Here is a 20,773-nt window from a genome sequence, read left to right as displayed (position 1 = left end):
AACTACTACATTTTATTTCTTTGCAATGCATCATTAATCAGTTCAATGAATCGTAAAGACACCAAATTTTCTTGTTTCGAAACCCAATTTTTTCCCCGGACCAAATAAAAATAGTCGAAATCAGCAACAATTCAGTCGCTCCGGTAATAGCGCAGGTAGGAGTACATCTATCGCTCAGCAAGAAAATGGCTAATGAATAAACGCAAAAAATTGCAACCAACAAAAAAAATACAAAAACACTTAATGCTGCGATCTTTTGAGGTGGACTGATTAAACGAACTTCGATATTCCCGTTTTTATTAACATATAAGTTTGCATCGCTTAGAATTTTTTTTATCTGTTGTTCTTTGAATTTTCCTTCAAGCATTAACCAAATTAACTTCGCGGTAACTAACTTATTTAATTCTCGTCCAAACTTTAATGAAGTATAAGCCGCTATCAATTTGGTTGACGTCCAATCGTAAACATCGCTTTGTTCGCCGGCAGGAAAAATTAAACTGTAACGATTTTTCCAGTAGAGAAACTTCAACGATTTCATTGGATTGACGACGTAGTCCAACGCGTTAGGTGAATACATTACTGCTCGATAAAGTCCAATTTCTTCAGATTTTCCAACTTTCATTGTGGGGAGTGATATTCTCAAGCTCACAATTGATATCAAGAATGATTCTTTTTTATTCTTTATGCGTTCAAGTATATTCATATTCACCATCAATCAATCGACGTTAAAACAATCCTTTTACTTTCTGCTTCAATATTTCGTTGGCTCTGATCATTTAGGATCGATCGATAGAAGTGAATTAATGCTGTTGTCATCACTCTTGCGTCTGCACTGTCACCAAGATCCCTAATCATTTCCAACATTAATCCCACTGCTTTCCGCATACACTGAAAATCAATTTTTTCCTCGGATTTGCTGCCTGAAAGAACGAAATAAATGTCCACCCCAATCTTTTCACATTCAATTAAATAATCAGCGTTTGGGCATCTGTCGCCGATTTCGTATCGCATAACAGAAAGTCTCCCGACTTCAATTTTTTTCGCAAATCCTGCTTGGGTCAGCCCCAAACGTTCGCGCTCACTCTTTAATCTAGATCCGACAGAATTACTATTATTTAGTAAGCGCATAGATATTAAGAATATTAAATAAGAAATAGTAACATTGTATACTAAATAGAAAATTTAGTATACGATACGGATCAAATGAAACCATTTGGATACATTACTTTCACCATGCGTGATCTTGACCCTGAAATTATTAGTAGCACAAAAAACAACTTTGCCGCTCGCGGCGAAAGCATTGCGGAATGGGCACGTCAAAATGATTTCAATTTGCAACTAGTTTATAAAATCTTGAACGGAAAGAGCAAGGCTCTTCGTGGCGAAAGCCATAGAATTGCAGTAAAACTGGGGATAAAACAAAAAATTGAATAGTCCTATTCAGATAGCAGTTATCAACAACAATCTTAAAACAAAGGAAGAAAAATGAGTCAAAAATAGAAAACGCCACTCTCCAAAAAGGCTGAGTGGCGTCGAGTAGATAGAATATACCTACGTGTGGTACGTTAAGTATCTCTCTCTACTCCTCCCCTGTCAAGCCTCAATTTTCTGATTTTTTAAAAATCGGAAGCCCTTTTTTTACCTAAATTTTGCGAGGCTCTATGAAACCAAGCAGAAAGGTAGTCACGCGCTCGCCTCACCGAGTTGTTGGACTTATCGCATGCAATTGGCTACAAAAACAACCGATCGAGTACGAGAGTCAACTCGAGAAGCGATTTATACAAAAAATTCTACTGACGCAGGGTGTCACAGAAGTCATCCACCAGCCGTTTCAAATTGAATATGGTGATGCATTAGAGAAAAATTACACGCCAGATTTTCTGATTACTTTTCAAGATGGAACAAAAATTGTTGCGGAAGTAAAACCTGAAAAATTCATCCCCAAATTTGCGGATACGTTTGACGCTGCCGGAGACATTCTGCAACAAAGAAATTTTAAATTTTGTGTTGTATCAGAATTACAAATTGACATTAAGGATGAACCAGAGAGCATCGATTTATTACTACGTTATGCAAAAGGTTCTTTTCCAAATTCAAATATCGAAGCAGTAAAGCAATTCATTTCCTGCGCTACTACGCGTGAAATCAGCATTAAAGAAATTTGCGGCAGTACAAACAGCAGTATCCATCTTTTATTTCATATGCTGGGAAGACGAATACTTCGTTTTAGCAATGAAATTGCTACATCAACCAACACACTCATCTTAGGAAATGCAGAAGGAGAATACGATGACAATGTTTTCATTCCAAATTGGCTTAACGATACGCAATGGACTGCAAACTCTCGAGTTCGTAAGAATGATCACGGAGTCGGAAGTTCAATTCGAGGATCCCGTCACTCGCCGAAACTACACGTGGGCCATCTCTAAAATTACAAGTGAAATTCTGTCTGGAAAACTACAGGTGGTTGGCGGGGTCGAGCGAAAAAATCACGATGTTGGCTCAACTAGTGCATTCATTTCAAGTATTGATTCACTACCTGAAAAATATAAGTCAGATCTTGAATTTAAGATTAAGTTAATAAAATGGCTTAACAAATGTGGCGTGTCTCGCGGTCGAAGGGAATTAGTCGACCTCAACATAAAAAAATTCTTTGAACTGCACTCTGATATAAAAGTAAAGCACCCATCAGCCTCAGTTGTAATGGGTTGGATGCGCGATTGGGCAATTTCAAATAACAACCCCGCCTGTTTAATTTCGAAAAATTTCCAGCGAAAGCGAGTCACTAATTTCTCTGATTTTATTGAAGAAGAAATTCAAAAAGTTTTGAAAAAGGAATATTTTGTACGATCACGCCCAAGCTTAGAGCGTGCTCATACGATGTTAGTGCGTCACTTGCAAATGTTGCGGTCAAAAGAGCAACGGGATGAAAAAACTCCAGAAGTCAGCATATCTTCATTAAGGCGACGGGTTCAAAAAGTCGATCCATATGTGCGAGACACGTTACGTTATGGTGCTGCTTATGCAAAAAATAAGTGGCGCTACTCGCTTCATGGAAACTACACGAATCGAGCATTGCAAAGACTAGAAATTGACCACACGATACTAGACTTGGTTGTCATTGCTGACGCGAACGGCATGCCGTTGGGACGTCCAGTGATCACCATCATTGTAGATAGCTTTTCTGGCTACCTCGTCGGATTTTACATTTCGTTTGCCGGGGCCGGTCTTGCTGCAGTCCTAAATTGCATGAAAGTCGGCTTAATGCCAAAAAATGCTTTTACTGATCACGTCAACTTTCTTAAAAATCCTTGGCTAGGCTATGGCGTCGGAGAAATGTATGTTGTTGACAATGGTCTCGAATTTCATTCAAAGCAATTTGTGAATGCAGCGTTAGAATTAAATACCGATATTCAATATTGTCCAGTGCGACAACCTTGGTTTAAGCCGAGCGTCGAACGCTTTTTTAAAGAGCTGGGATTCAATCTTCCAGATGAAGGAAAGGTACAAAAGCCACTTGCAAATTTTTTACCGATCAGTCCGGCAGAATCCGCAAGAATCTCATTCTCTGAGCTTTGCAACGGATTGCTAAAGTACTTTGTCGACGTTTATCCCACAAAAATAAACTCGAAGACGCTTAAATTACCGTTCGATCTATTTAAAGAAAGTTTTGAATCTACGCCTCCCCCGCTTCTTCCGACGAATCTAAAAAGTCTTGGTCTTATCGCTGCACATCAAAAAACTCTTAGTGTTGGTAACGAGGGAATTGTTATGAATTACTTACGTTTTAATTCGCATGAGCTGCAGGCAATGAGAAGAAAAATTTCTCCATCATTTAAGTCAAATATCAAATATGACCCCGAAGATCTTGGTTATTGCTATGTTCAAAATCCACTCGATCTAACTTGGCTTTATGTTCCGAATTGTCACCCTGAGTACGCGAACAATCTATCAATGCTACAACACAAAGCAATTCGCGATAGGCTCAAGCAATCTGCCATCCAGGGCGACAAGTACGAGTCACACTTAAGGGCAAAACTAGAATTCATTGAACTATGGGAAAGCATTACGAAGGGGCGAAAAGTCACGAAGGATCTTAAAAGTGCCTTGCGATTTGGAGATCTGACCAGCACAAAATCACTAAGCGCGCCAGGAGTAGTTGAACTCAAAAACAAAAATGATCAATTATTTACAAAAGATGAAATGAAATCTGAGGAAACATCAATACCGAGTTTTTCATCATACTTCATGGACTAAAAAATGACAGAAAAAGATATTGAAGATACGTTAAATCAGATTCGCCTAATTACGATTATGCACCCCCAATTTAAAAATACTTATTCTGGAATTCGCGCTTTGGTCAAACAAAGTCAGCGTTCAGGTTGCCCAACTGGAGGAAGCGTAACGGCGCCAACAGGAACTGGAAAGTCTCATCTGATCTCTGTCATTAAGAGAGAATATATCCAAAATTCTGATCTGATTGATTCGAGTAGTGCGGTCATCGTGATATCCGCATCCGCTTCACCAAACATCGGGTCGATGATCGATAGAATGTTACAAGAGCTCGGTCATCCACCGGGGGTTCGCGCAACCCGGCTACAAGATCTCCGTTTATCCATTCTGATCAAAGCATTGGTCGATAGAAATGTACAACTGATCATTATTGACGAATTTCAACATCTTTTTCGAGGAAGGCGTGATTCGAGTGCCAGTGAAATTACAGATTTATTGAAGGAAATTACCGACAAAACTCAAATCCCAATTTTTGTGTTTGGTACGGATGAACTTGGAGATCTTTCTCAAATTGATGTGCAATTCGCTTCACGGCTACCTGCTCGATTTCAAATACGACCGTTTGTCAGAGGAGTGGAATGGCAAGCATTTCTGCGAGCCTTCCACGCCACTTGCACTTGTATCAATATGTCCATTATTTCAAGTGTAGAAGCAAAAATCCATCTCGCAACAAATGGATCACCAAGAACCTTGAAATTTTTGCTAATTGCAGCAGCCACATTTGCAATGACCGAAGGACGGACAGCAATTGAAATCAGTGATTTAAGAAATGGATTTAGCCATATCTTCGGAACCTCGGCCTCAAATAACAATCCATTTAATTGATTGATGCGCCCATATCACCGATTACCAGTGCAATCCCCGATTCTTAAACAAGAGTCACTCATGGGGTACGTATTGCGAATGTCTGAAAAAAATCACTTTTCTGGCATTCAGTGGTTATCCAAAGTATTCAAAGTTGAGCGCATTCACCACCTATCGAGAAAGCACGTACCAACCATCGCCTGGCTGTTCGGTGAACAATCAACATCCATGGCAAATCGCTATATTGAAATCAGAATGAGTTCGGCCATGCCGTACGCAAATTTTTATGGGCATTGCGTCAGCCGTCCATTTTTTATCCGACTTCGATGTCCACAAGTTTGCGTAAGGTGCATTGAAGAAGAACAATTTACTAAAAAGTGGTGGGATGTCAACCTTGCGACGGCCTGCTTCAGACACAAGCTTTTTTTAATCGAAACCTGCCAACGATGCAAAAAAAATCTTAATTGGAACCGACCTGGAATAGCAATCTGCCAGTGTGGCTTTGACCTCAGGGAGTCGTGTGTCATTGCGTCGACCACTGAGGCTGAAATGGTTTCTGAATGGATCGCCGGAAAAGTTGAAAATATCTATTACGACAAGATCAATAGTGATTACGCTCCCCTGAAAATTTTTAGAAGGTTGTCTCTGGACGGTATGCTACGCATTATTTTTGCAACTGGTTTCCGAGAGAACAAAGAGCATCAATTAAGGGCGGGAAAAGCAAAGAAAATACTTTCAGTTGACGAGGCAAGCGCATGCGTTGAAAGAAGTTTGCACCGATTAAAACTATCTGAAATGACGAACAACCTACCAATGATCAGAAAGGAGTTTTTGATTTCAGGCCTGGAGCTACTTGTAAATGAATTTCAACACATCAATGACGCGCGGTTGGCGATGAGTTTGCTAGATATCTGCAGAAATAGAAATAGCCATCAAGCTTCGTTTACTAATTTCAATCCACGATCACAACTACAACTTTTTTAACAAATGAGCACTTATCTTTACGGAATTCCACCATTACAGCAGCGCGAATCACTATATTCGTGGCTACAAAGACTCGCTCAATCGCAGGCCATGAGCTACAAACAAATCACAGAATTATTTGAACTCAATCATATCAAAGATATGGATGCGCCTGCGCTCCCCATCCAGAGGAATACATTTTCGAAAATATCAAACTTAAATGACGCTTGGTTTCAAGGCTTATTTGCAATCAATAAATCGATTCGAAAATTTAAATCCGTGAAAAAGCAACTCCGGATAAATAATGAGAAAAAACCGATCACATCCATTTGCAGCGAATGTTTAAAAAACGATTCATTTCCGTATTTTCGAATTGAGTGGCGTTTTCAATTTTGGAAAATATGCCCATATCACGCTATCGAATTGAATACCACATGCCCACACTGCAATAACGATATTACTCTTTCCGATTCATTGTTAGCCGGATTAAATTCTGTCCCAAATTTTAGATATTGCCAGAGCTGTTTGCTTGAATTTTCAAAGAAGAAAAGCAACGAGGAAATTCTGCCAACTTTACAAGATCAGATACAGATTCAAAAAAATATGATGGCTAGTATTATCATCGGCTCTTGCCAAATCGCTCCGCTAAATAAACGATTTGGCCTGCATATTATGTTTCGTCTTTATGAACTAGGAATTCTGCACTCCGCAGCTAACGCAGATTTTCAATCCCCTTTTTCCTCAGGCCAAAGGCACGCATTGATCAACTTCATCACGAATTTAAATAAAAGAATGCAGGCACGGGATAGATTACATGATCGGGCTAAAAAATGGAGACCAAATAATAGACGAACGCATATTCCTGATTATGAACGAGTAGCTTTATATGCAAAGATGTCTAAAATTTCATAAGACGTCTCAACGTCAGACATATTTCAAATTAATTATTCTCGGAACATCAAAATATAATCCTTCCGTTGAACTCCATTATTGCCGGCTTACCTCACGAAGCCATATCATATCTGCTGGCCAAGCACGGTAACCACGCGCAACTTCATGTGGCCTACAACCCTGACGATTTTCGCAAGGCGTATGTGTACGAGGACGATGACCTTCCGCTCGTCACACTGACGCACGAACACGTCCGTCCACAAACACCTGCATGGACCTTTGCTGAGGCTAAAGAGCGATTGGATTCGGGTATGGATGAGTGGATGGTTACCGATGACTGCGAGTAGAGCATGAAAATCGTATTATGCAAGGCTGGTGGCCAGTGCTCGAGCCCCACCTCCAATCTAGCTGAGTATGTACCAACGACCACAAACAGCTGGTTAGAAAATGTTGCTCAGAAAAAGATTGAGACTTTTTTGCTTAAGTTTGTGATAACGTGTGCACTTGCCCCACATGGATGCGGAAATACGCGTGCACATTTCTAAACTGACACTTATAAATTATCGGAATTTCGCTAATGCAACGCTGCGATTTAGTAAAGGCGTCAATACGATTATTGGCGAAAACGGTGCGGGAACGAGCAACGTACTAAGGGCGATCAGACTCCTGTTGGATGACAATGTGCTCCGAGCTTCATACAAGCTCAATGAGTTGGATTTCTATCGGGGACTTGGTTCCTAGCGCGGTCATTGGATCGTCATCAGCGTCGAGTTCGAGGAGATCAGCGCAGATGAGGCGACTCAAGCGCTCTTCGTACATGGCACGGGAGTTGGGCAGGCTGACGGGGTGGTCGGGCGAGCAACGTACAACCTGATATTCCGCCCAAATAAGCAGATCAGAACGAATCTGGCAGTGCTCGCAGACTTTGATACAGCCGGGATGAACTCGATCCTTGATCAAGTGACGATCGACGACTACGGAACTGTCTTTACGGGGCGAAGCGTTGCCGATTTTGCAGATCCAGCGGTCTATCGTCGCATCGTAGGAAACTTTCGCAACGCGGTAGTTAGCAATGAAGTCGAGTTTCCAGAGCTAGGTGCTCGCATTCTGGGTACCTACTCTCATCACGGTGGCGTGGCAAGGTGACCATTTTTACGCATTAGGTGCGCACTCCACTAAACACGCCGCAACACGTCTTTCACGCAATTGATTTTCATCTGTCTCGCTAAAAAGGCTCAAATCGACTCTCCAACCGACTCTCTTCTCGCAGCGAAAGATCGAGTTCAAGAAGTTCATGATCGTCGATTTCTAATTCACGTTGTCAATTCGGACTATCTGCAGCGGTTTGATACAACAAGAAGTGGTAGTTTTCTTCAAGCGCTCATTCTATGGAGTCCACATATTCGTCAGTAATGAAGAGATAACTTTTGTCACCTCCTTTTGCCGCTTTGTAGTGCCTCCCTCAACTTCGTACTGTCCTTTTGCTGTTCTTTTTGAGGAAATAAGCCAATAAAATGGTTGCCAGAAATCATCCCAAGCTTCACGTGCAGAGCGTTTTATATATTCTTTGAGCTTTTCCATTGTTACCTCATTTCACGCTCTACATTCTGGTTAAGTGAGCGCATAATTAATCCAATTTTTGGACTTTCAGCCATTCTCTCGCGAATGCTTGCAAATCACTATGTACAGAATCGACATTCGATAACTCAGGTCCTTGATTCGGGCTACCATGCGGTTCTCGCAAAATAAGAACTCGGTGGATTACGTGAGACACTCCCCGAAAATAAGGTAAATAATCATCAACAAAGGCCACCGCCCCGAGATCTTCAAGTGCAGTTTTCTTGGGGCTTACTTCACCATCCGTTTGCGACGTGGTAACAACGTGCGTGATAGGGAAACCGTGCTCACGTAGGTTCTTGAATCGTGCTGATTGGTATCGATGTTCGAGTGCGGTAACACAAACGAGTTTATAGCCGCCATTGACAAGCAAATTACATGCATCGATAGAATTTTCAATTGGAGGAATGCTGATCCAGAAATCATGATCAAAGAAACCACGAAAGTAGTCCAATTCGGTTGCATCTAAATGCCTGACATCGTATCGATCCTTCGGCCAATAGGCTAACGGATCTTTGATTTTCGGAAAATTACCAAAAGCCTTATGCCATACTTGCTGGTACGCAAGGTGATAGTCGAGTAGGACACCGTCTCCATCAAGAGCGATGATTGGTTTTTGGTTCTTCATTTTGATGCCGCTTCAAGATCGTTGAAGAAATCTTTGATTTTTTGCGACACTGGCCAGCCGAGCAATTGAGTGGTACGACGCATCGTCCAATGAGCCTCAGCAGTCGTCATCCATCCTGTATCGATTAGGCGTTCGAGGTATTGATCAATGATCGCTTCCTCGGACATATGTGATCTCTTCCCAACTTTAGAATTAAGAGATGCTGAACAAAACTGACGTGAAATATCCTCGCAATTTTGCCAGCGCTTGAATCTCTCAGGTGGCGTATCTCCAGGTGTGTAGTATTTATTCTCAAACTTAACAGCCAGCAATTTCATTTGAGATCCGGGAACAGCCCCCAGATGATTAAGCTTAGGGAAGTCCGAAGCGATTAATTCATAGTTTTCGCTGAGGGGCTCGATATCACTATTCATGATTTACTCTTTCAATAGCCTTAGATTACGTTTTTAAGATACGCAAGAAGTAAAGGAAGATGGTGTTCAGGATCTTTGAGTACGAAATCTAGCGCACTGGCACCATTGAATAGTTTTTCTGAGTTTGGTTTTCTGATCCAAGCGTCGGCACGTGCAGGGATAGGCAGCAGGATATTTAATTGTTTGTATATTCCTAAAACATAGCTGATGCGAATAATCACTTCTGTTAAGTGAGGCTCAGAGGATTCCGATTCGCTCTGATCAGCTAATATGCTGCCACTTTGCTTACCAAGAATCACCGCCTTCTGCTCAGGAGTTAGTTTCCAAAGGTCAGCGATCTCAGAGAATGCGCGAAGACCAACTTGCGTCATCGAATCTAAGGCATGTTTTGTTTGAGCGATTTCTTGCATATAGGCTCTATTGAGTTACTTATTTTTTACTTAGCCGAATTTTTGTCTAAAGAAGCTCTTAGAATCTCAGACAGTTTTTCACGTAGTGAATTTGGCAAGATTACTTCAACATGAGGTAGCCAAGCTGATATGTCTTGGATTAGCTCTCTATCATCGGTATATGGGACTTCCAAAAGAAGAGAGCCATCAGCATCAACGGTTGATTTTTGATTGGAGTGCCAGATTCGTTTGGATGCCCATTCTGCCGCTACATTGGTAATGCGCAATTTGGCCCATTGCAATGGCTTACCGCTGAAGATTCCATACCCTTCGCTTAGTTCTTCGCGTAAACTATTGAGTGAAACATCCTTTGCCTTGTCCGGCATAAGTTCTGCCGAGACAATCGCATCTACGGCGAAACTACGAATGTCTTTGCGTAGATGGCACCAAGAATCTAGGTACCAATTATCTCTGTAGTAGACCAGTTGTTGAGGAGAGACGATCCGCTCTGTCTTTGTTTGAGTACCTCGATTGAAATGAACAATTTTCAGGCGACGACGTCGAACAACGGCTGTTGCTACGACTTCGAAGTTTTCTAAAGGCAATTCGCGTTTATTTGGTGCCAAAATTAAGATTCGATTGGATATTTCTTCCGGCGAGTCTTTCATTGAACACAAAATGGCCTGCAGTTTTGCCTGTAATGGATCCAAGTACGGTGAGAGCAATCCTGGCTGTAACTCATTCAATAGTTTTTGCATAGTGACGAGTGCGTGCAACTCGCTATCGTTGAACCAGAGGCCAGGCATTTCATATTTTGGTCCGACGTGCTGAATTTTCTCGAAGCAATAGCCGCCCAATTCGTAATCAAACTTTACAGGCGCATTTAATCTATCTCTTAAGAAAGTTAAGTCGCGCTTGATCGTGGAAACCGATACCTGCAGTTCGTTGACGAATTGCTCTGTTGTGACGATATGCCTTTGAGTCAACATGTGGTGGATCTTGTGGAGGCGTTCAGTGCTATTCATCAGAAACTTTCCCTTTCGGAAAGAAGTTATCAACAGTATGCCTTTGAACTAGCTCATTAGGTGAGCTAGTGTAGCAATAGAATTGAATTTCTCAATCAGTTAGCGCTAAAAATTTGAAGACGCGAGACATTTCTTTTGAACCAAGTTGTTGGCTGTGTGAAATAGTATATTTTTTCGTGCGACTATAAATGGTGTTTGTCCAGGAGAGGCTAATAATTTTAAGCATTTGCTCTGCATGTACAACTTTCGTATTGGAGATAGGGATGAGTAAGAGTCTCAGTTTTGAAGAGCAATATAGGAGGGATGTTGAACGAATGCTCCGTTGCGCTCAAGATGCAGGCTATGTTGTGGCCGAGTCTGATCTGATTAGTGCATGGACAGAGTATTCTGAGTCTATCTGTGCGACTTGGTTGATGTTGCCAGAGGAAAACGATGCGCTACTTTCGATCTTGTTGAAGCACATTGAATCAACGAACGCTAGTCGAGGCGGATCAATTAAGTTCACTACAACGGTTGTTGATGCTGGAGATGGATCCGGTGATGGAATGTTAGAAATTCCTGTTGAATTACTTGCTGCGTTGGGATGGCGTGAAGGCGATGTATTGAATGTGAAAGTGCGCGAGCCTTCTGTACTTGTCCTAGAACGCTTAGGTGAGAAGAAAGGAGCGCAAAGCGAATGATCTTGTTTTTGGACTTTGATGGGGTTCTGCACCCAGATCCATGTTATGACAAGCAATTATTTTTTTGCTGCCTACCTCGACTAGAAAACGTTTTACGGGATTTTCCAAAAGTGCGAGTGGTGATTAGTAGTACATGGCGAGAAACGCGTAGTCTGTCAGAAATACAGTTTTTTTTCTCGGCAGACATTTCAAGCCGGATCATTGGCATGACGCCGAGTTGGAGAGACTTTCCTGATCTTCTTGAAGTTGTAGGTTACCAACGCCAGACTGAAGTTGAAGCGTGGCTGCGTGGATCTGAGGAACCATGGATATCTTGGCTAGCGATAGATGATAAGGCTTTCTTGTTCAAGCCATTTTTGCCAAACCTAGTGAAGACAAATTCATTAGTTGGGTTTGACGATGATTCTGAACTACGATTGCGTCAAAAATTACTCGCTGTCGGGATTTGAATAGAGTATTGGTTTGCGAGATGCTAGACCTGACTGAGAACTAAAACGAAGACTCCGTTAGTGTATCAGTCGTTATTTCCAACAATTGGCGTAGAGTCAAAATGATTATCTGGAGTGCTCAAGCCCAGACCCAAAGATTGGTTAGTATGCAATGAAATGCTGGCAAAGAATTCGGGGAAAAGATGATTGTGATTGGCCACGTTTTGTAGATGTTCTTCTATTTAAATAGTAACGTAAAGAGCCGAGGGTAATAGATATGAAGACTCAGCAATTCGAGCAAAAAATCAAACATGCAAAACTTGCACATAAGAATAACTGCTTGCAGACTTGTTATAAGAATGGAATCTTGATACGTCACGTTTATCCAGATCAGCAACAAAGTCCATTGTCATGGTGGGATGATTTTGGATTCATCATCAATGACTATCGAGTTTCCGTTGCTTGGTCTCATCCTCGACAAGCATTCAGATATTTCATTGAAGCCGAGGCGATCGACATGGTCTTGAAGAACGATCTTGAGTTTGCGAAACGTAATGCGAATATAGAAGCAATACAAAAGCCAATTTATAAAAAACTTGGGCGTTCGCGCAAGAAGGTGAAAGGGTTTGAATATAATGTCTTACCTGATGATGATTATGTGGTCAGGTTGAAGAAAGTAAAACGTGACATAGAAGCGTCAACCGAATTTACAGTACTGCCAAGTTTCGATATAAGATGGACTAATAAATCACGAATTGTTTTTGCATGTATTCCGATGGAGATTCATCATGAAGACGACGTAATCTTGCTAGCCTCGGTGATAAAGCGCTTGATTAAACGTGAAGTCTCCCTGCAAGATATATTTTCTGGATATCGTTATACAAGGTGCGATTGGGAGAGTGAAAATGAGCATCGTGGTTTGAATGAATTTCACGTGCATCGCATAAGTTGATGAATGAGCGACCTTCAACGATGATGTCTGGCTTAATCTGATCTGACAGTTGGTCCTTGCAAACGGAGAGGTTACCCGGTTTGATAGAGGTGTGAATCTTTATTAAACCAGCACGGAAGTGCCATAGGAATAATCTCATGAATAGTATTAACCACAGACACACTCTTCATAAATAACTTAAGTAGGAGAACTGAAAGATACTATTTGCTTTGTTTATGGTTCATGCAAATAAACACAGATAATTCACTCGTTTGCCGTTAGCAATACGTAAATTTCAATGGTACATCACATTGAAGCTCTGAAAGGGTGGTGGGGTTGGACGCTTACGAAAGATGCACGGATTGCGCACGAACCACTCGGTGCAATGTTGGAGCAACCAAGTGGCATATTGCGCGCCTCGGGTCATCCGCAGATCCGAACACCAGACTTGGCCGCCTGTTTTTGTCTTATCCGAAAAATTCAGAGTTAGCTGAACGAAAACCATAAAAATTCAGGGTTAGCTGATTTATTTGTTCAGAATTCATTATTCGGTCAAAATGTAAGTCATTGATTTTCATAAAAATGCAGTTCAGACTTATCTGAACATCGACAAATGCTATCAGTAACAGAAAATTGAATTTGAACTCAAATAGATATTAAACTGAGGCAACCTAACTTGTTAGCGCCCTCAAGACCGATGTTTCGCCGTTTCTGCGTGAATTCAACGAAGCAAACCGGAGCAATCATAATTCCATGTTTTATTGCGAACATTGTTTTCATCAACCAACCCCGTAAGTGCATTTTTGAGATGCGCTAGCCCAGCACCTAAAGGTTTTGTTCCCACACAAGTTTTTCCAGCATTAATTTTCGGCAATTCATTATACAAATAGGTTCTCGCTTTACCATCAGGAAAAGTAACCTTGGTGAGATTACCTGCATGGCATGCCTCATTTGATTCAGACTTAGTACAGCCACCTGACACACCGTCGTATTCATAGATATAGGGTTGATTGGACTCATCAAATATTTTTTTTATACGATTGCTAATGTCATATTCAAAATTAATTTGGTGACCTGCATTATCGGTAACACAAAGCAAACGCCACTGCGTTACAGCTTGTCCCGCTTGTACGTTACGGCATGTCGGTGCATTTGCCGGATATTTATTTATCGCTGTATTGTTGCTCGCACCGCTGCTATAGGTGAATTTAAGGACTTTTCCATTGTGATATTTTGTCGATAACAACAGTCCATCTGAATCGAATATTTCAATGTAATTGTTGTCACCATAGGTATGCGTCCATCCCTTCAAAATACCATTAATGGAATAGGTAGGAATAATCGCATCAGTCATCGCGACAACTGGAGCGTATTTTTTATCTTTCAAATAAAAGAAGAGTCGCTTCCCATCAGCTTGAACCAATGTTACTGAAGCTGGATTATTCATTTGAAACGATCGGTAAATGCCCTTACAAAGAGTTTCTTTTGTGTCGTTGCGGATATAGCATTGATACGGAAGTTCGTTATAAGACCTAGCTCCGCCCAATTCCAAGTGAACATCAAATGAGCTGCTCCAGCGCATTCCAAAAACACCTGGAATATCAGTATCAATAGTTTTTGGATCGATATTGTAGAACCTAGTAAGATCAATATGCTGACCAACAAAATCGCGCTCAATATAACTTACATTTCTATGATTTGGTTTAATGGATCGAGCACAAGAAAGGCAAAATGACCGTGACGTATCAGTTAAGGGCTTTACGTCAACACATTGATTATCAATGCCTGTAATCAGCTTATTCTCGCTCTCGCAAAAAAAGACTTTTACTAGATAGAATGTTTTTTCTTCCGCAACCCAAACATTGCCAAACCCGAAGGCAGATACTTCAGGAGAATTTGTTTTACCCTTTGTACACCATTTTCCTTCAATGCCAAAACTTGAAGCTAATGCCAGGCATTGTGCTCTGGCATTAGCGGAAGAGTTCGCCTGTTGCGCAACCTGCATCCACGTAGTTTCCCCCATTACTTGTGTTTCGACACCTGCTGACGCAATGTTTGACAATGAAAATAAAGCACAAATAACAATGATAAAATTCATCCAATTGCGATTTATATAAAAACCCATTAAAAACTTTCTTAAAAATATAAAAATATTGCTGAATTATTGGTTAAAAAAAGCGAAAGAAATTGCATAAAAATTTCTAACAATATTTAATTTCAAAAAACTGACGCACTGACGACTAACTATCTACAGAACGCAGAGTCAACGTAACCATCACATAACTCACTGGTCCATACGCATAATTAAAAACAACTTGTCTACTCCGACAAGAAATAATTTTAAGTTTACTAAAATCTATAAATTCAAACTTAAATTACTTCCAGCTTCCTAAGTGATTGATTAATGGTATTTGGCAGTTCGAAGTTAAATGCAAATCGACACTCAGGTTGTATTTCGAAACGGCTCGTGAACTATCCATTTGTCGAACATCAAAAAATACTTCGATTACTTTTGTTTAATTTGACATTGTTGTCAATCTACTTCTATACTCCGCGCCATGAAATTCTCGGCAGCGATCAATAAACTCACAGCGTGTATTGCAATTTTTGCGATACTCCTGCTGTCGCTCGCGCCTTCCATTTCATCTGCGTTGAACAGAAACAATCAAGCGATGAAATTTGGAACAGAAATTTGCACTGCTCAGGGCAGCATTATCAAACTGGTGCAAATTGCGAATTCCAAGACTGACAGCGATATGGGTTCACACATACAATCCTGCGCCTATTGCACCTTGCATGCGGCCAAACATGTGACATTGTCAACGTTCGCAATCAATGTCGTCGCAGCACCACAGTCAGAAACATTCCCACAACTATTTTATCTCGCACCAAATCCGCTATTTGCATGGCTAAGCTCCCAGCCTCGCGCTCCTCCTGCGCTCTCCTGTGCGAATGACATCGTTTTTTCATTGACTGGTGAATCAGCTATCCAAATAGCAGCTGGTCTCTGCCAAAACACGCAATACTGACTGAAAAAGATTTGAACAGGCACACGGCTCGTTCATTTCATACGTTCCGCCTGTCAAAAAATCGATGTTACCTCTTTAGTTTGCCGAATTATATGAAGAAATTTCTTCAATGCATTCGCTTCCCGTGCTCTGCACATATGGCGTCAGGTCGTGATTACGCGATTACATGAATTTAAAAAAAACACAAATGCCTTTTCACCGACTGGTAGTTTGTCTGCTTTGTCTGTGTATGTTTGCGAGTGCGCTATTGCCGTTCGCGACAGCCGTGTTTTTTTCTCAGAATGAAAAGTTATGGCCAGGAAGTGAGATTTGCACTTCGCGCACCGGAGCAAGTAAGGGTTTAGCTATCCTAAGCGTTTCCAAAGACCGGAGAGCGACTTCAGGTAAAACCCCCGCATCTCATTGGCGTCACTGTGCCACCTGCCTTTCATTTCACATTGACCTCGGTCTGCTGCCCAATCAACAACAGGGATTATTGCGAACTATCAAGCAGTTATCAGGCATTGATCAGTGCGAGACATCTCATCTAGGTCGTCATACAAGAAACTTCTATCTCGCCCGAGCTCCACCAGCTTAATCGCTTCGTCTGCACTTCATCGTCAACCGAATAATTTGGCTTAATCCACCAGGATTCTGAGCCGTGAGCTGTTGCATTTCGCAATAGGAAAGAGAATGAATGATTTCAAATAAACGAATACAAACGCTACCTCGAATGAAGACTGTCATTGTTATGCTATCGGGCTTCGTCTTGTCTGCTCCTGCCAGCGCCTCATGCGGTGCCAGCTTTTGCCTGGTTAATACTGATTGGGCAATTCAAGGCGCCTGGCTAGACCATGGTGTGCACCTCGATCTACGCTACGAGCAAGTCGGGCAAGACCAACTCATGCGCGGATCAGATAAGCTGAATGTAAACCAAACGGATGTCGGCAACCGCGAAGTCGAAACACGAAGTCACCGTTGGCTGGCAAATCTTGATTATGGTCTGAATGAACATTGGGGGCTTACTGCCTCATTACCATTTTTAGATCGTAGCCATGAACACACAGAAAACGGTAAGCCAGTCACCTGGAATTTCAGACAAATCGGTGACGCGCGGATTATGGCCCGATACCAAACTGCCTTGTTTGAAGATACCCAAGGTGGTGCAGTAGTCAGTGGTTTCAATTTAGGACTGAAACTACCGACCGGAAAAACAACTATTGCCAACGATACAGGCACCAAGGCAGAAAGAAGTTTGCAACCTGGAACAGGTAGTACGGATCTGTTGGCAGGAATCTACTACCGGAAAATTCTCCCAAACTTGCGTAGTAGTTGGTTTGTTCAGGCAAATATCGAGTCACCACTGACTGAAAAAGACGGCTTCCGACCTGGTTCTAAATACGGTTTGGATCTTGGTATTCGCACCGATCTCAATGACAAGATCGCACCCATGCTGCAATTAAATTTGCAACGCAAAAGCAAAGACAGCGGCAGCAATGCGGAACCGGATAGCTCAGGAGGCAGCAGTGTTTCGTTAAGTCCGGGGATCAGTATCAAACTCAGCGGGAAAACCAGTGCTTACGGCTTTGTCCAAATCCCGCTCCGGCAATCAGTTAACGGCACACAACTCGTCGCGAACTGGGCTGCGACATTAGGCCTTCAATCTACATTCTGAAAGAACATCATGCAAAAAAAAATGAACCATATTATTTCCTTAGCTTTAATCCTAACCACCACTAGCTTTCTGCTATCCGCTTGCGGTGGCGGTTCCGGTAGTTCCGCAAACGTCGCGCCAGTTTCAACATCCATGCCAGTAAGCATTAATTTCGATCTGCTGGCAAATGGTATTAGCGCAAAATGCGGTACAAGCATTACTGGTCTGGGCACAAAAAATACCACCGTAGATTTAAAGGACGCGCGCTTTTACGTCAACAATGTCAATCTGGTCGACGCGAGTGGGCAAAACGTACCGGTGACACTCACACCAAATGACTGGCAAAGTGATCAGGTGGCGTTGATTAACCTGATCGATGGAAATGGCGCAGTCTGCGGCGGCGTCCCTTTATTAACAAACACGGTAATTACTGGAACTGTTCCAAGCGGAACGTACACTGGAATTCAATACGAGATTGGCGTTCCTGAAGCACTTAACCACAGCGATTATGCGACTGCGCCTAAACCTTTAGGTGTTGCAGGTATGGCGTGGAGCTGGACATCCGGTCGAAAATTTCTGAAATTAGAAGTCAATCCGATCGGTGGAGTTAACGTCATCCGCACTAACACTGCGACCACACCAGCAACCACGACGACATCGAATGGTAGCACTTGGTACACCCATCTTGGCGCGACCGGATGCAGCACCAATGCGACTACTGGAGCATATAGCTGTACCAACAGCAACCGCATGTTAGTGAAGTTGTCCGCCTTCGATTCCAGCAAGCAAAAAATTTCATTGGATTTGAATGCTTTTTATGCGGGAGCTGATTTGACAACCGATCTTGCTGGTGCAACAGGTTGTATGTCTGGCAGCACCGATACCGAATGCGCAGCAATTTTCAACAATATGAAAATCGATCTGAACTCGGGTAAAACAACCAGTAATGGTGCGCAATCTATTTTTGTTGCGCGTTCCAAATGAAAAAACGCTACAGCTGTCACATACTCCCTCTGGCATTGCTCGCGGTTAGCAGTCTGATGCTCATCGCTTGTGGTTCCGGAGGAAGTGGCGGAGGTGGCCCCTCTGCAACCCATAGCCATGCACCACCAACAATCCCTGCTCAAAATGGTTTTCCTGCAGCAGTAAATTCTGCAAACAATCCTGCAACTGAAGACAAGTTCGTGCTTGGACGTGCCCTCTTCTACGAGCCCAAATTATCCGGTAATGGAACGCAGTCTTGTGCATCTTGCCACCAACAGGACAAAGCATTCACTGATGGGCGACCATTGGCCATAGGCTCAACGGGTGAAACACATCCGCGAAATGCACAAGGTCTTGCCAATGTCGTTTATCACGCCACCCTCACCTGGGCAAATCCGGTGATGACGGAATTAGAGCGACAGATGGAGGTGCCAATGTTTGGTGAAAATCCGGTAGAAATGGGAATCAACGATAGCAACAAAGTTGAGGTATTGAATCGCATCCGCCAGGACACTCAATATGCAATCTTGTTCAAGAAAGCATTTCCCCAGGATGCGGACGCAATCAGCTTTGTCAATATCATTGCCGCCATATCGACGTTCGAACGCGGTCTGATTTCTAGCGATTCCCGCTACGATCAGTATTTGCGAAAGGAAACAAATTTGAACGATTCCGAGTTGCGTGGAATGAATCTGTTTATGGGAGAGAAAGCGGAATGTTTTCACTGCCATGGCAGTTTCAATTTCAATGATCAGGTACGTTATGCCGGGCTTAGTCAGATTGATACCCCATTTCATAACACTGGCTTATATAACATCGATGGCAAGGGCGGATTTCCGTTTCCCAACCGTGGCTTGTTTGAATTTACCAGCAAGGTGCAGGATATGGGCGCTTTTCGCGCCCCTAGCCTGCGCAACGTAGCGGTGACTGCGCCGTATATGCATGATGGTTCGATCAAAACACTGGCGGAAGTCATCGACTTTTATGCTGCGGGTGGACGGGTCATTAGTAGTGGCATTTATTCTGGTGACGGACGTCAAAATCCGTACAAAAGTGATCTGGTCAATCGTATTAGCTTAAGCGAGCAAGATAAAATTGATTTGATTAATTTCTTAGGTACCTTGACGGATCAAAAATTCTTAAGCAATCCGCGTTTTGCTAATCCGCATTAGTCGTTAGTATTATTCATTAGTATTTGACGCTTCTGAATCGGATGAATTTCATCAAGCTTTGGAACGTCAATTCTAAGTTAGCAAAGCAAAAGGGATATCAGTGATTGACCCACGCATAACGGCTCTGTAGCGGAAGCCGCTATGCGATTCACTTGAGATGCTCAATGAAAATTGAAAATTAAAAATAAGTAACACCTAAGCAATCGCCGGATAAACAAAAAACACAAAATGCAGAGCGTTAAAAAAGAAGTGCATCAGAATGACACTCACTATGCTTCTGCTACGCTGATATAGACATGCATAGCCAAGACCAGCAATGGTGGCCAACATGGCATACTTCGCACCACCGCCAAGATGGCTCAATCCAAATAGCAATGCTGAAACGCCAACTGCCAGCCAAGGTAATTTGGGATACAGTTGGATGATGCCTTGCTGAATTCCGCCTCTGAAGAATGCTTCTTCAGCAATGCAGGTAAAAAATAAATTTACCAATAAGAACGTCGGTGTATAACTTGTCCACTGGGGTTGCCAATGAGTCACACCCATGAGTATGGCAATACTGAAAGTGAGAAAAAACGTAACTACGACAATAAGCCAGGCGTTCATATCCTTCCACCTTTTGTCGCGCAACAATGGCATCGACCGACAGAATGCCGCAATCATGAATACGCCGGCAATTCCTTTATCCAGATTTACATATTGTGAAAACAAAGTCCCATTTGCTGAGATCTGTGTGTTTTTTATTAATGCTAAGTTATTGAAGCCAGGGTGTAAACCTCCCCCAATCAGTGCCATGTATTACTAGAGTTTTGAGGTTGATGAAATAATCGGTATTCAACAGGTGTCATCCCGTTGAGAGAATCATGTGGACATTGCTCGTTGTAATCGTTCAT

25 protein-coding genes are annotated in these 20,773 nt (G+C 42.3%); 16 read left to right on the top strand and 9 right to left on the bottom strand.

Translation table 11 applies throughout. The features are described from left to right. Nucleotides 1-37: 37 nt before the first annotated feature. Both ACO0KY_RS17785 and ACO0KY_RS17780 read right to left on the bottom strand, forming a co-directional pair. Entirely contained in the window at nucleotides 38-703 is a 666-nt protein-coding gene (locus ACO0KY_RS17785; protein ID WP_423048295.1) for a hypothetical protein, read from the bottom strand. A gap of 8 nt (nucleotides 704-711) precedes the next feature. Continuing rightward, the gene (locus ACO0KY_RS17780; protein WP_423048293.1) at nucleotides 712-1,128 is read right to left on the bottom strand and encodes a helix-turn-helix domain-containing protein; all 417 of its coding nucleotides are present in this window, start codon (nucleotides 1,126-1,128) and stop codon (nucleotides 712-714) included. 75 nt (nucleotides 1,129-1,203) lie between these two features. Here ACO0KY_RS17780 and ACO0KY_RS17775 point away from each other — a divergent pair, with 75 nt between their 5' ends. The 8 genes from ACO0KY_RS17775 to ACO0KY_RS17740 all read left to right on the top strand — a co-directional run bounded on the left by ACO0KY_RS17775 (nucleotide 1,204) and on the right by ACO0KY_RS17740 (nucleotide 8,097). Further along, complete coding sequence (locus ACO0KY_RS17775) at nucleotides 1,204-1,434, top strand: DNA-binding protein (protein ID WP_423048291.1); 231 nt, start codon at nucleotides 1,204-1,206, stop codon at nucleotides 1,432-1,434. Nucleotides 1,435-1,661: 227 nt separating this feature from the next. Continuing rightward, nucleotides 1,662-2,429: a Tn7 transposase TnsA N-terminal domain-containing protein gene (locus ACO0KY_RS17770; protein WP_423048289.1), complete on the top strand. Its 768-nt coding sequence runs from the start codon at nucleotides 1,662-1,664 to the stop codon at nucleotides 2,427-2,429. Between the two features lie 1,831 nt (nucleotides 2,430-4,260). Next, nucleotides 4,261-5,118 carry a TniB family NTP-binding protein gene (locus ACO0KY_RS17765; protein WP_423048287.1) on the top strand — a complete coding sequence of 286 codons (858 nt, stop codon included), beginning with the start codon at nucleotides 4,261-4,263 and terminating at the stop codon, nucleotides 5,116-5,118. A 78-nt stretch (nucleotides 5,119-5,196) separates the two neighbouring features. Continuing rightward, nucleotides 5,197-6,081: a hypothetical protein gene (locus ACO0KY_RS17760; RefSeq protein WP_423048285.1), complete on the top strand. Its 885-nt coding sequence runs from the start codon at nucleotides 5,197-5,199 to the stop codon at nucleotides 6,079-6,081. Between the two features lie 3 nt (nucleotides 6,082-6,084). Then, nucleotides 6,085-6,972 carry a TniQ family protein gene (locus tag ACO0KY_RS17755; RefSeq protein ID WP_423048283.1) on the top strand — a complete coding sequence of 296 codons (888 nt, stop codon included), beginning with the start codon at nucleotides 6,085-6,087 and terminating at the stop codon, nucleotides 6,970-6,972. 182 nt (nucleotides 6,973-7,154) lie between these two features. Next, entirely contained in the window at nucleotides 7,155-7,298 is a 144-nt protein-coding gene (locus ACO0KY_RS17750; protein ID WP_423048281.1) for a hypothetical protein, read from the top strand. A 166-nt stretch (nucleotides 7,299-7,464) separates the two neighbouring features. Next, nucleotides 7,465-7,692: an AAA family ATPase gene (locus ACO0KY_RS17745; protein WP_423048339.1), complete on the top strand. Its 228-nt coding sequence runs from the start codon at nucleotides 7,465-7,467 to the stop codon at nucleotides 7,690-7,692. 171 nt (nucleotides 7,693-7,863) lie between these two features. Next, a complete protein-coding gene (locus ACO0KY_RS17740) occupies nucleotides 7,864-8,097 on the top strand; it encodes a hypothetical protein (protein WP_423048279.1) in 234 nt (77 codons plus the stop codon). A gap of 240 nt (nucleotides 8,098-8,337) precedes the next feature. On the opposite strand, the gene ACO0KY_RS17735 is transcribed toward ACO0KY_RS17740, so the two are convergent. The 5 genes from ACO0KY_RS17735 to ACO0KY_RS17715 are packed head-to-tail and all read right to left on the bottom strand — an operon-like array spanning nucleotide 8,338 to nucleotide 11,023. After that, a complete protein-coding gene (locus ACO0KY_RS17735; protein WP_423048277.1) occupies nucleotides 8,338-8,532 on the bottom strand; it encodes a hypothetical protein in 195 nt (64 codons plus the stop codon). Between the two features lie 46 nt (nucleotides 8,533-8,578). Beyond that, nucleotides 8,579-9,196: an HAD family hydrolase gene (locus ACO0KY_RS17730; protein WP_423048275.1), complete on the bottom strand. Its 618-nt coding sequence runs from the start codon at nucleotides 9,194-9,196 to the stop codon at nucleotides 8,579-8,581. Continuing rightward, the gene (locus tag ACO0KY_RS17725) at nucleotides 9,193-9,609 is read right to left on the bottom strand and encodes a hypothetical protein (RefSeq protein ID WP_423048273.1); all 417 of its coding nucleotides are present in this window, start codon (nucleotides 9,607-9,609) and stop codon (nucleotides 9,193-9,195) included. The genes ACO0KY_RS17730 and ACO0KY_RS17725 overlap by 4 nt, the downstream gene beginning before the upstream one ends. Before the next feature lie 20 nt (nucleotides 9,610-9,629). Further along, nucleotides 9,630-10,019, bottom strand: coding sequence for a hypothetical protein (locus tag ACO0KY_RS17720; RefSeq protein ID WP_423048271.1), 390 nt, complete (start codon nucleotides 10,017-10,019; stop codon nucleotides 9,630-9,632). 26 nt (nucleotides 10,020-10,045) lie between these two features. After that, entirely contained in the window at nucleotides 10,046-11,023 is a 978-nt protein-coding gene (locus tag ACO0KY_RS17715) for a helix-turn-helix transcriptional regulator (RefSeq protein ID WP_423048269.1), read from the bottom strand. Between the two features lie 263 nt (nucleotides 11,024-11,286). Between ACO0KY_RS17715 and ACO0KY_RS17710 the strand changes: the two genes are divergently transcribed. The 3 genes from ACO0KY_RS17710 to ACO0KY_RS17700 all read left to right on the top strand — a co-directional run bounded on the left by ACO0KY_RS17710 (nucleotide 11,287) and on the right by ACO0KY_RS17700 (nucleotide 13,083). After that, on the top strand, nucleotides 11,287-11,703 hold the full coding sequence (locus ACO0KY_RS17710) for a hypothetical protein (RefSeq protein WP_423048267.1): 417 nt from the start codon (nucleotides 11,287-11,289) through the stop codon (nucleotides 11,701-11,703). Next, on the top strand, nucleotides 11,700-12,152 hold the full coding sequence (locus tag ACO0KY_RS17705; protein ID WP_423048265.1) for an HAD domain-containing protein: 453 nt from the start codon (nucleotides 11,700-11,702) through the stop codon (nucleotides 12,150-12,152). The genes ACO0KY_RS17710 and ACO0KY_RS17705 overlap by 4 nt, the downstream gene beginning before the upstream one ends. A 256-nt stretch (nucleotides 12,153-12,408) precedes the next feature. After that, on the top strand, nucleotides 12,409-13,083 hold the full coding sequence (locus tag ACO0KY_RS17700) for a hypothetical protein (protein ID WP_423048263.1): 675 nt from the start codon (nucleotides 12,409-12,411) through the stop codon (nucleotides 13,081-13,083). A gap of 700 nt (nucleotides 13,084-13,783) precedes the next feature. On the opposite strand, the gene ACO0KY_RS17695 is transcribed toward ACO0KY_RS17700, so the two are convergent. Further along, nucleotides 13,784-15,187 carry a hypothetical protein gene (locus tag ACO0KY_RS17695; protein ID WP_423048261.1) on the bottom strand — a complete coding sequence of 468 codons (1,404 nt, stop codon included), beginning with the start codon at nucleotides 15,185-15,187 and terminating at the stop codon, nucleotides 13,784-13,786. Between the two features lie 433 nt (nucleotides 15,188-15,620). On the opposite strand from ACO0KY_RS17695, the gene ACO0KY_RS17690 reads away from it, so the two are divergent. The 5 genes from ACO0KY_RS17690 to ACO0KY_RS17670 all read left to right on the top strand — a co-directional run bounded on the left by ACO0KY_RS17690 (nucleotide 15,621) and on the right by ACO0KY_RS17670 (nucleotide 19,880). Beyond that, a complete protein-coding gene (locus ACO0KY_RS17690; RefSeq protein WP_423048259.1) occupies nucleotides 15,621-16,091 on the top strand; it encodes a DUF2946 domain-containing protein in 471 nt (156 codons plus the stop codon). 166 nt (nucleotides 16,092-16,257) lie between these two features. Beyond that, the gene (locus tag ACO0KY_RS17685; protein WP_423048257.1) at nucleotides 16,258-16,668 is read left to right on the top strand and encodes a DUF2946 family protein; all 411 of its coding nucleotides are present in this window, start codon (nucleotides 16,258-16,260) and stop codon (nucleotides 16,666-16,668) included. Between the two features lie 135 nt (nucleotides 16,669-16,803). Further along, complete coding sequence (locus ACO0KY_RS17680) at nucleotides 16,804-17,745, top strand: hypothetical protein (protein ID WP_423048255.1); 942 nt, start codon at nucleotides 16,804-16,806, stop codon at nucleotides 17,743-17,745. A gap of 9 nt (nucleotides 17,746-17,754) precedes the next feature. After that, nucleotides 17,755-18,708: an MbnP family copper-binding protein gene (locus ACO0KY_RS17675; protein ID WP_423048253.1), complete on the top strand. Its 954-nt coding sequence runs from the start codon at nucleotides 17,755-17,757 to the stop codon at nucleotides 18,706-18,708. Further along, complete coding sequence (locus tag ACO0KY_RS17670) at nucleotides 18,705-19,880, top strand: MbnH family di-heme enzyme (protein ID WP_423048251.1); 1,176 nt, start codon at nucleotides 18,705-18,707, stop codon at nucleotides 19,878-19,880. Before ACO0KY_RS17675 ends, ACO0KY_RS17670 begins: the two co-directional genes overlap by 4 nt. Before the next feature lie 195 nt (nucleotides 19,881-20,075). Here the strand turns inward: ACO0KY_RS17670 and ACO0KY_RS17665 are convergent, their stop codons facing one another. Next, entirely contained in the window at nucleotides 20,076-20,675 is a 600-nt protein-coding gene (locus ACO0KY_RS17665; protein WP_423048249.1) for a lysostaphin resistance A-like protein, read from the bottom strand. Between the last annotated feature and the right edge of the window lie 98 nt (nucleotides 20,676-20,773).

Origin of the sequence: Undibacterium sp. Dicai25W (assembly GCF_049340505.1) — a bacterium.
Classification (GTDB): Bacteria; Pseudomonadota; Gammaproteobacteria; order Burkholderiales; family Burkholderiaceae_D; genus Undibacterium; species Undibacterium jejuense.
Note: the sequence above shows the minus strand (reverse complement) of the source record. Positions and strands in the feature narration are given on the sequence as shown.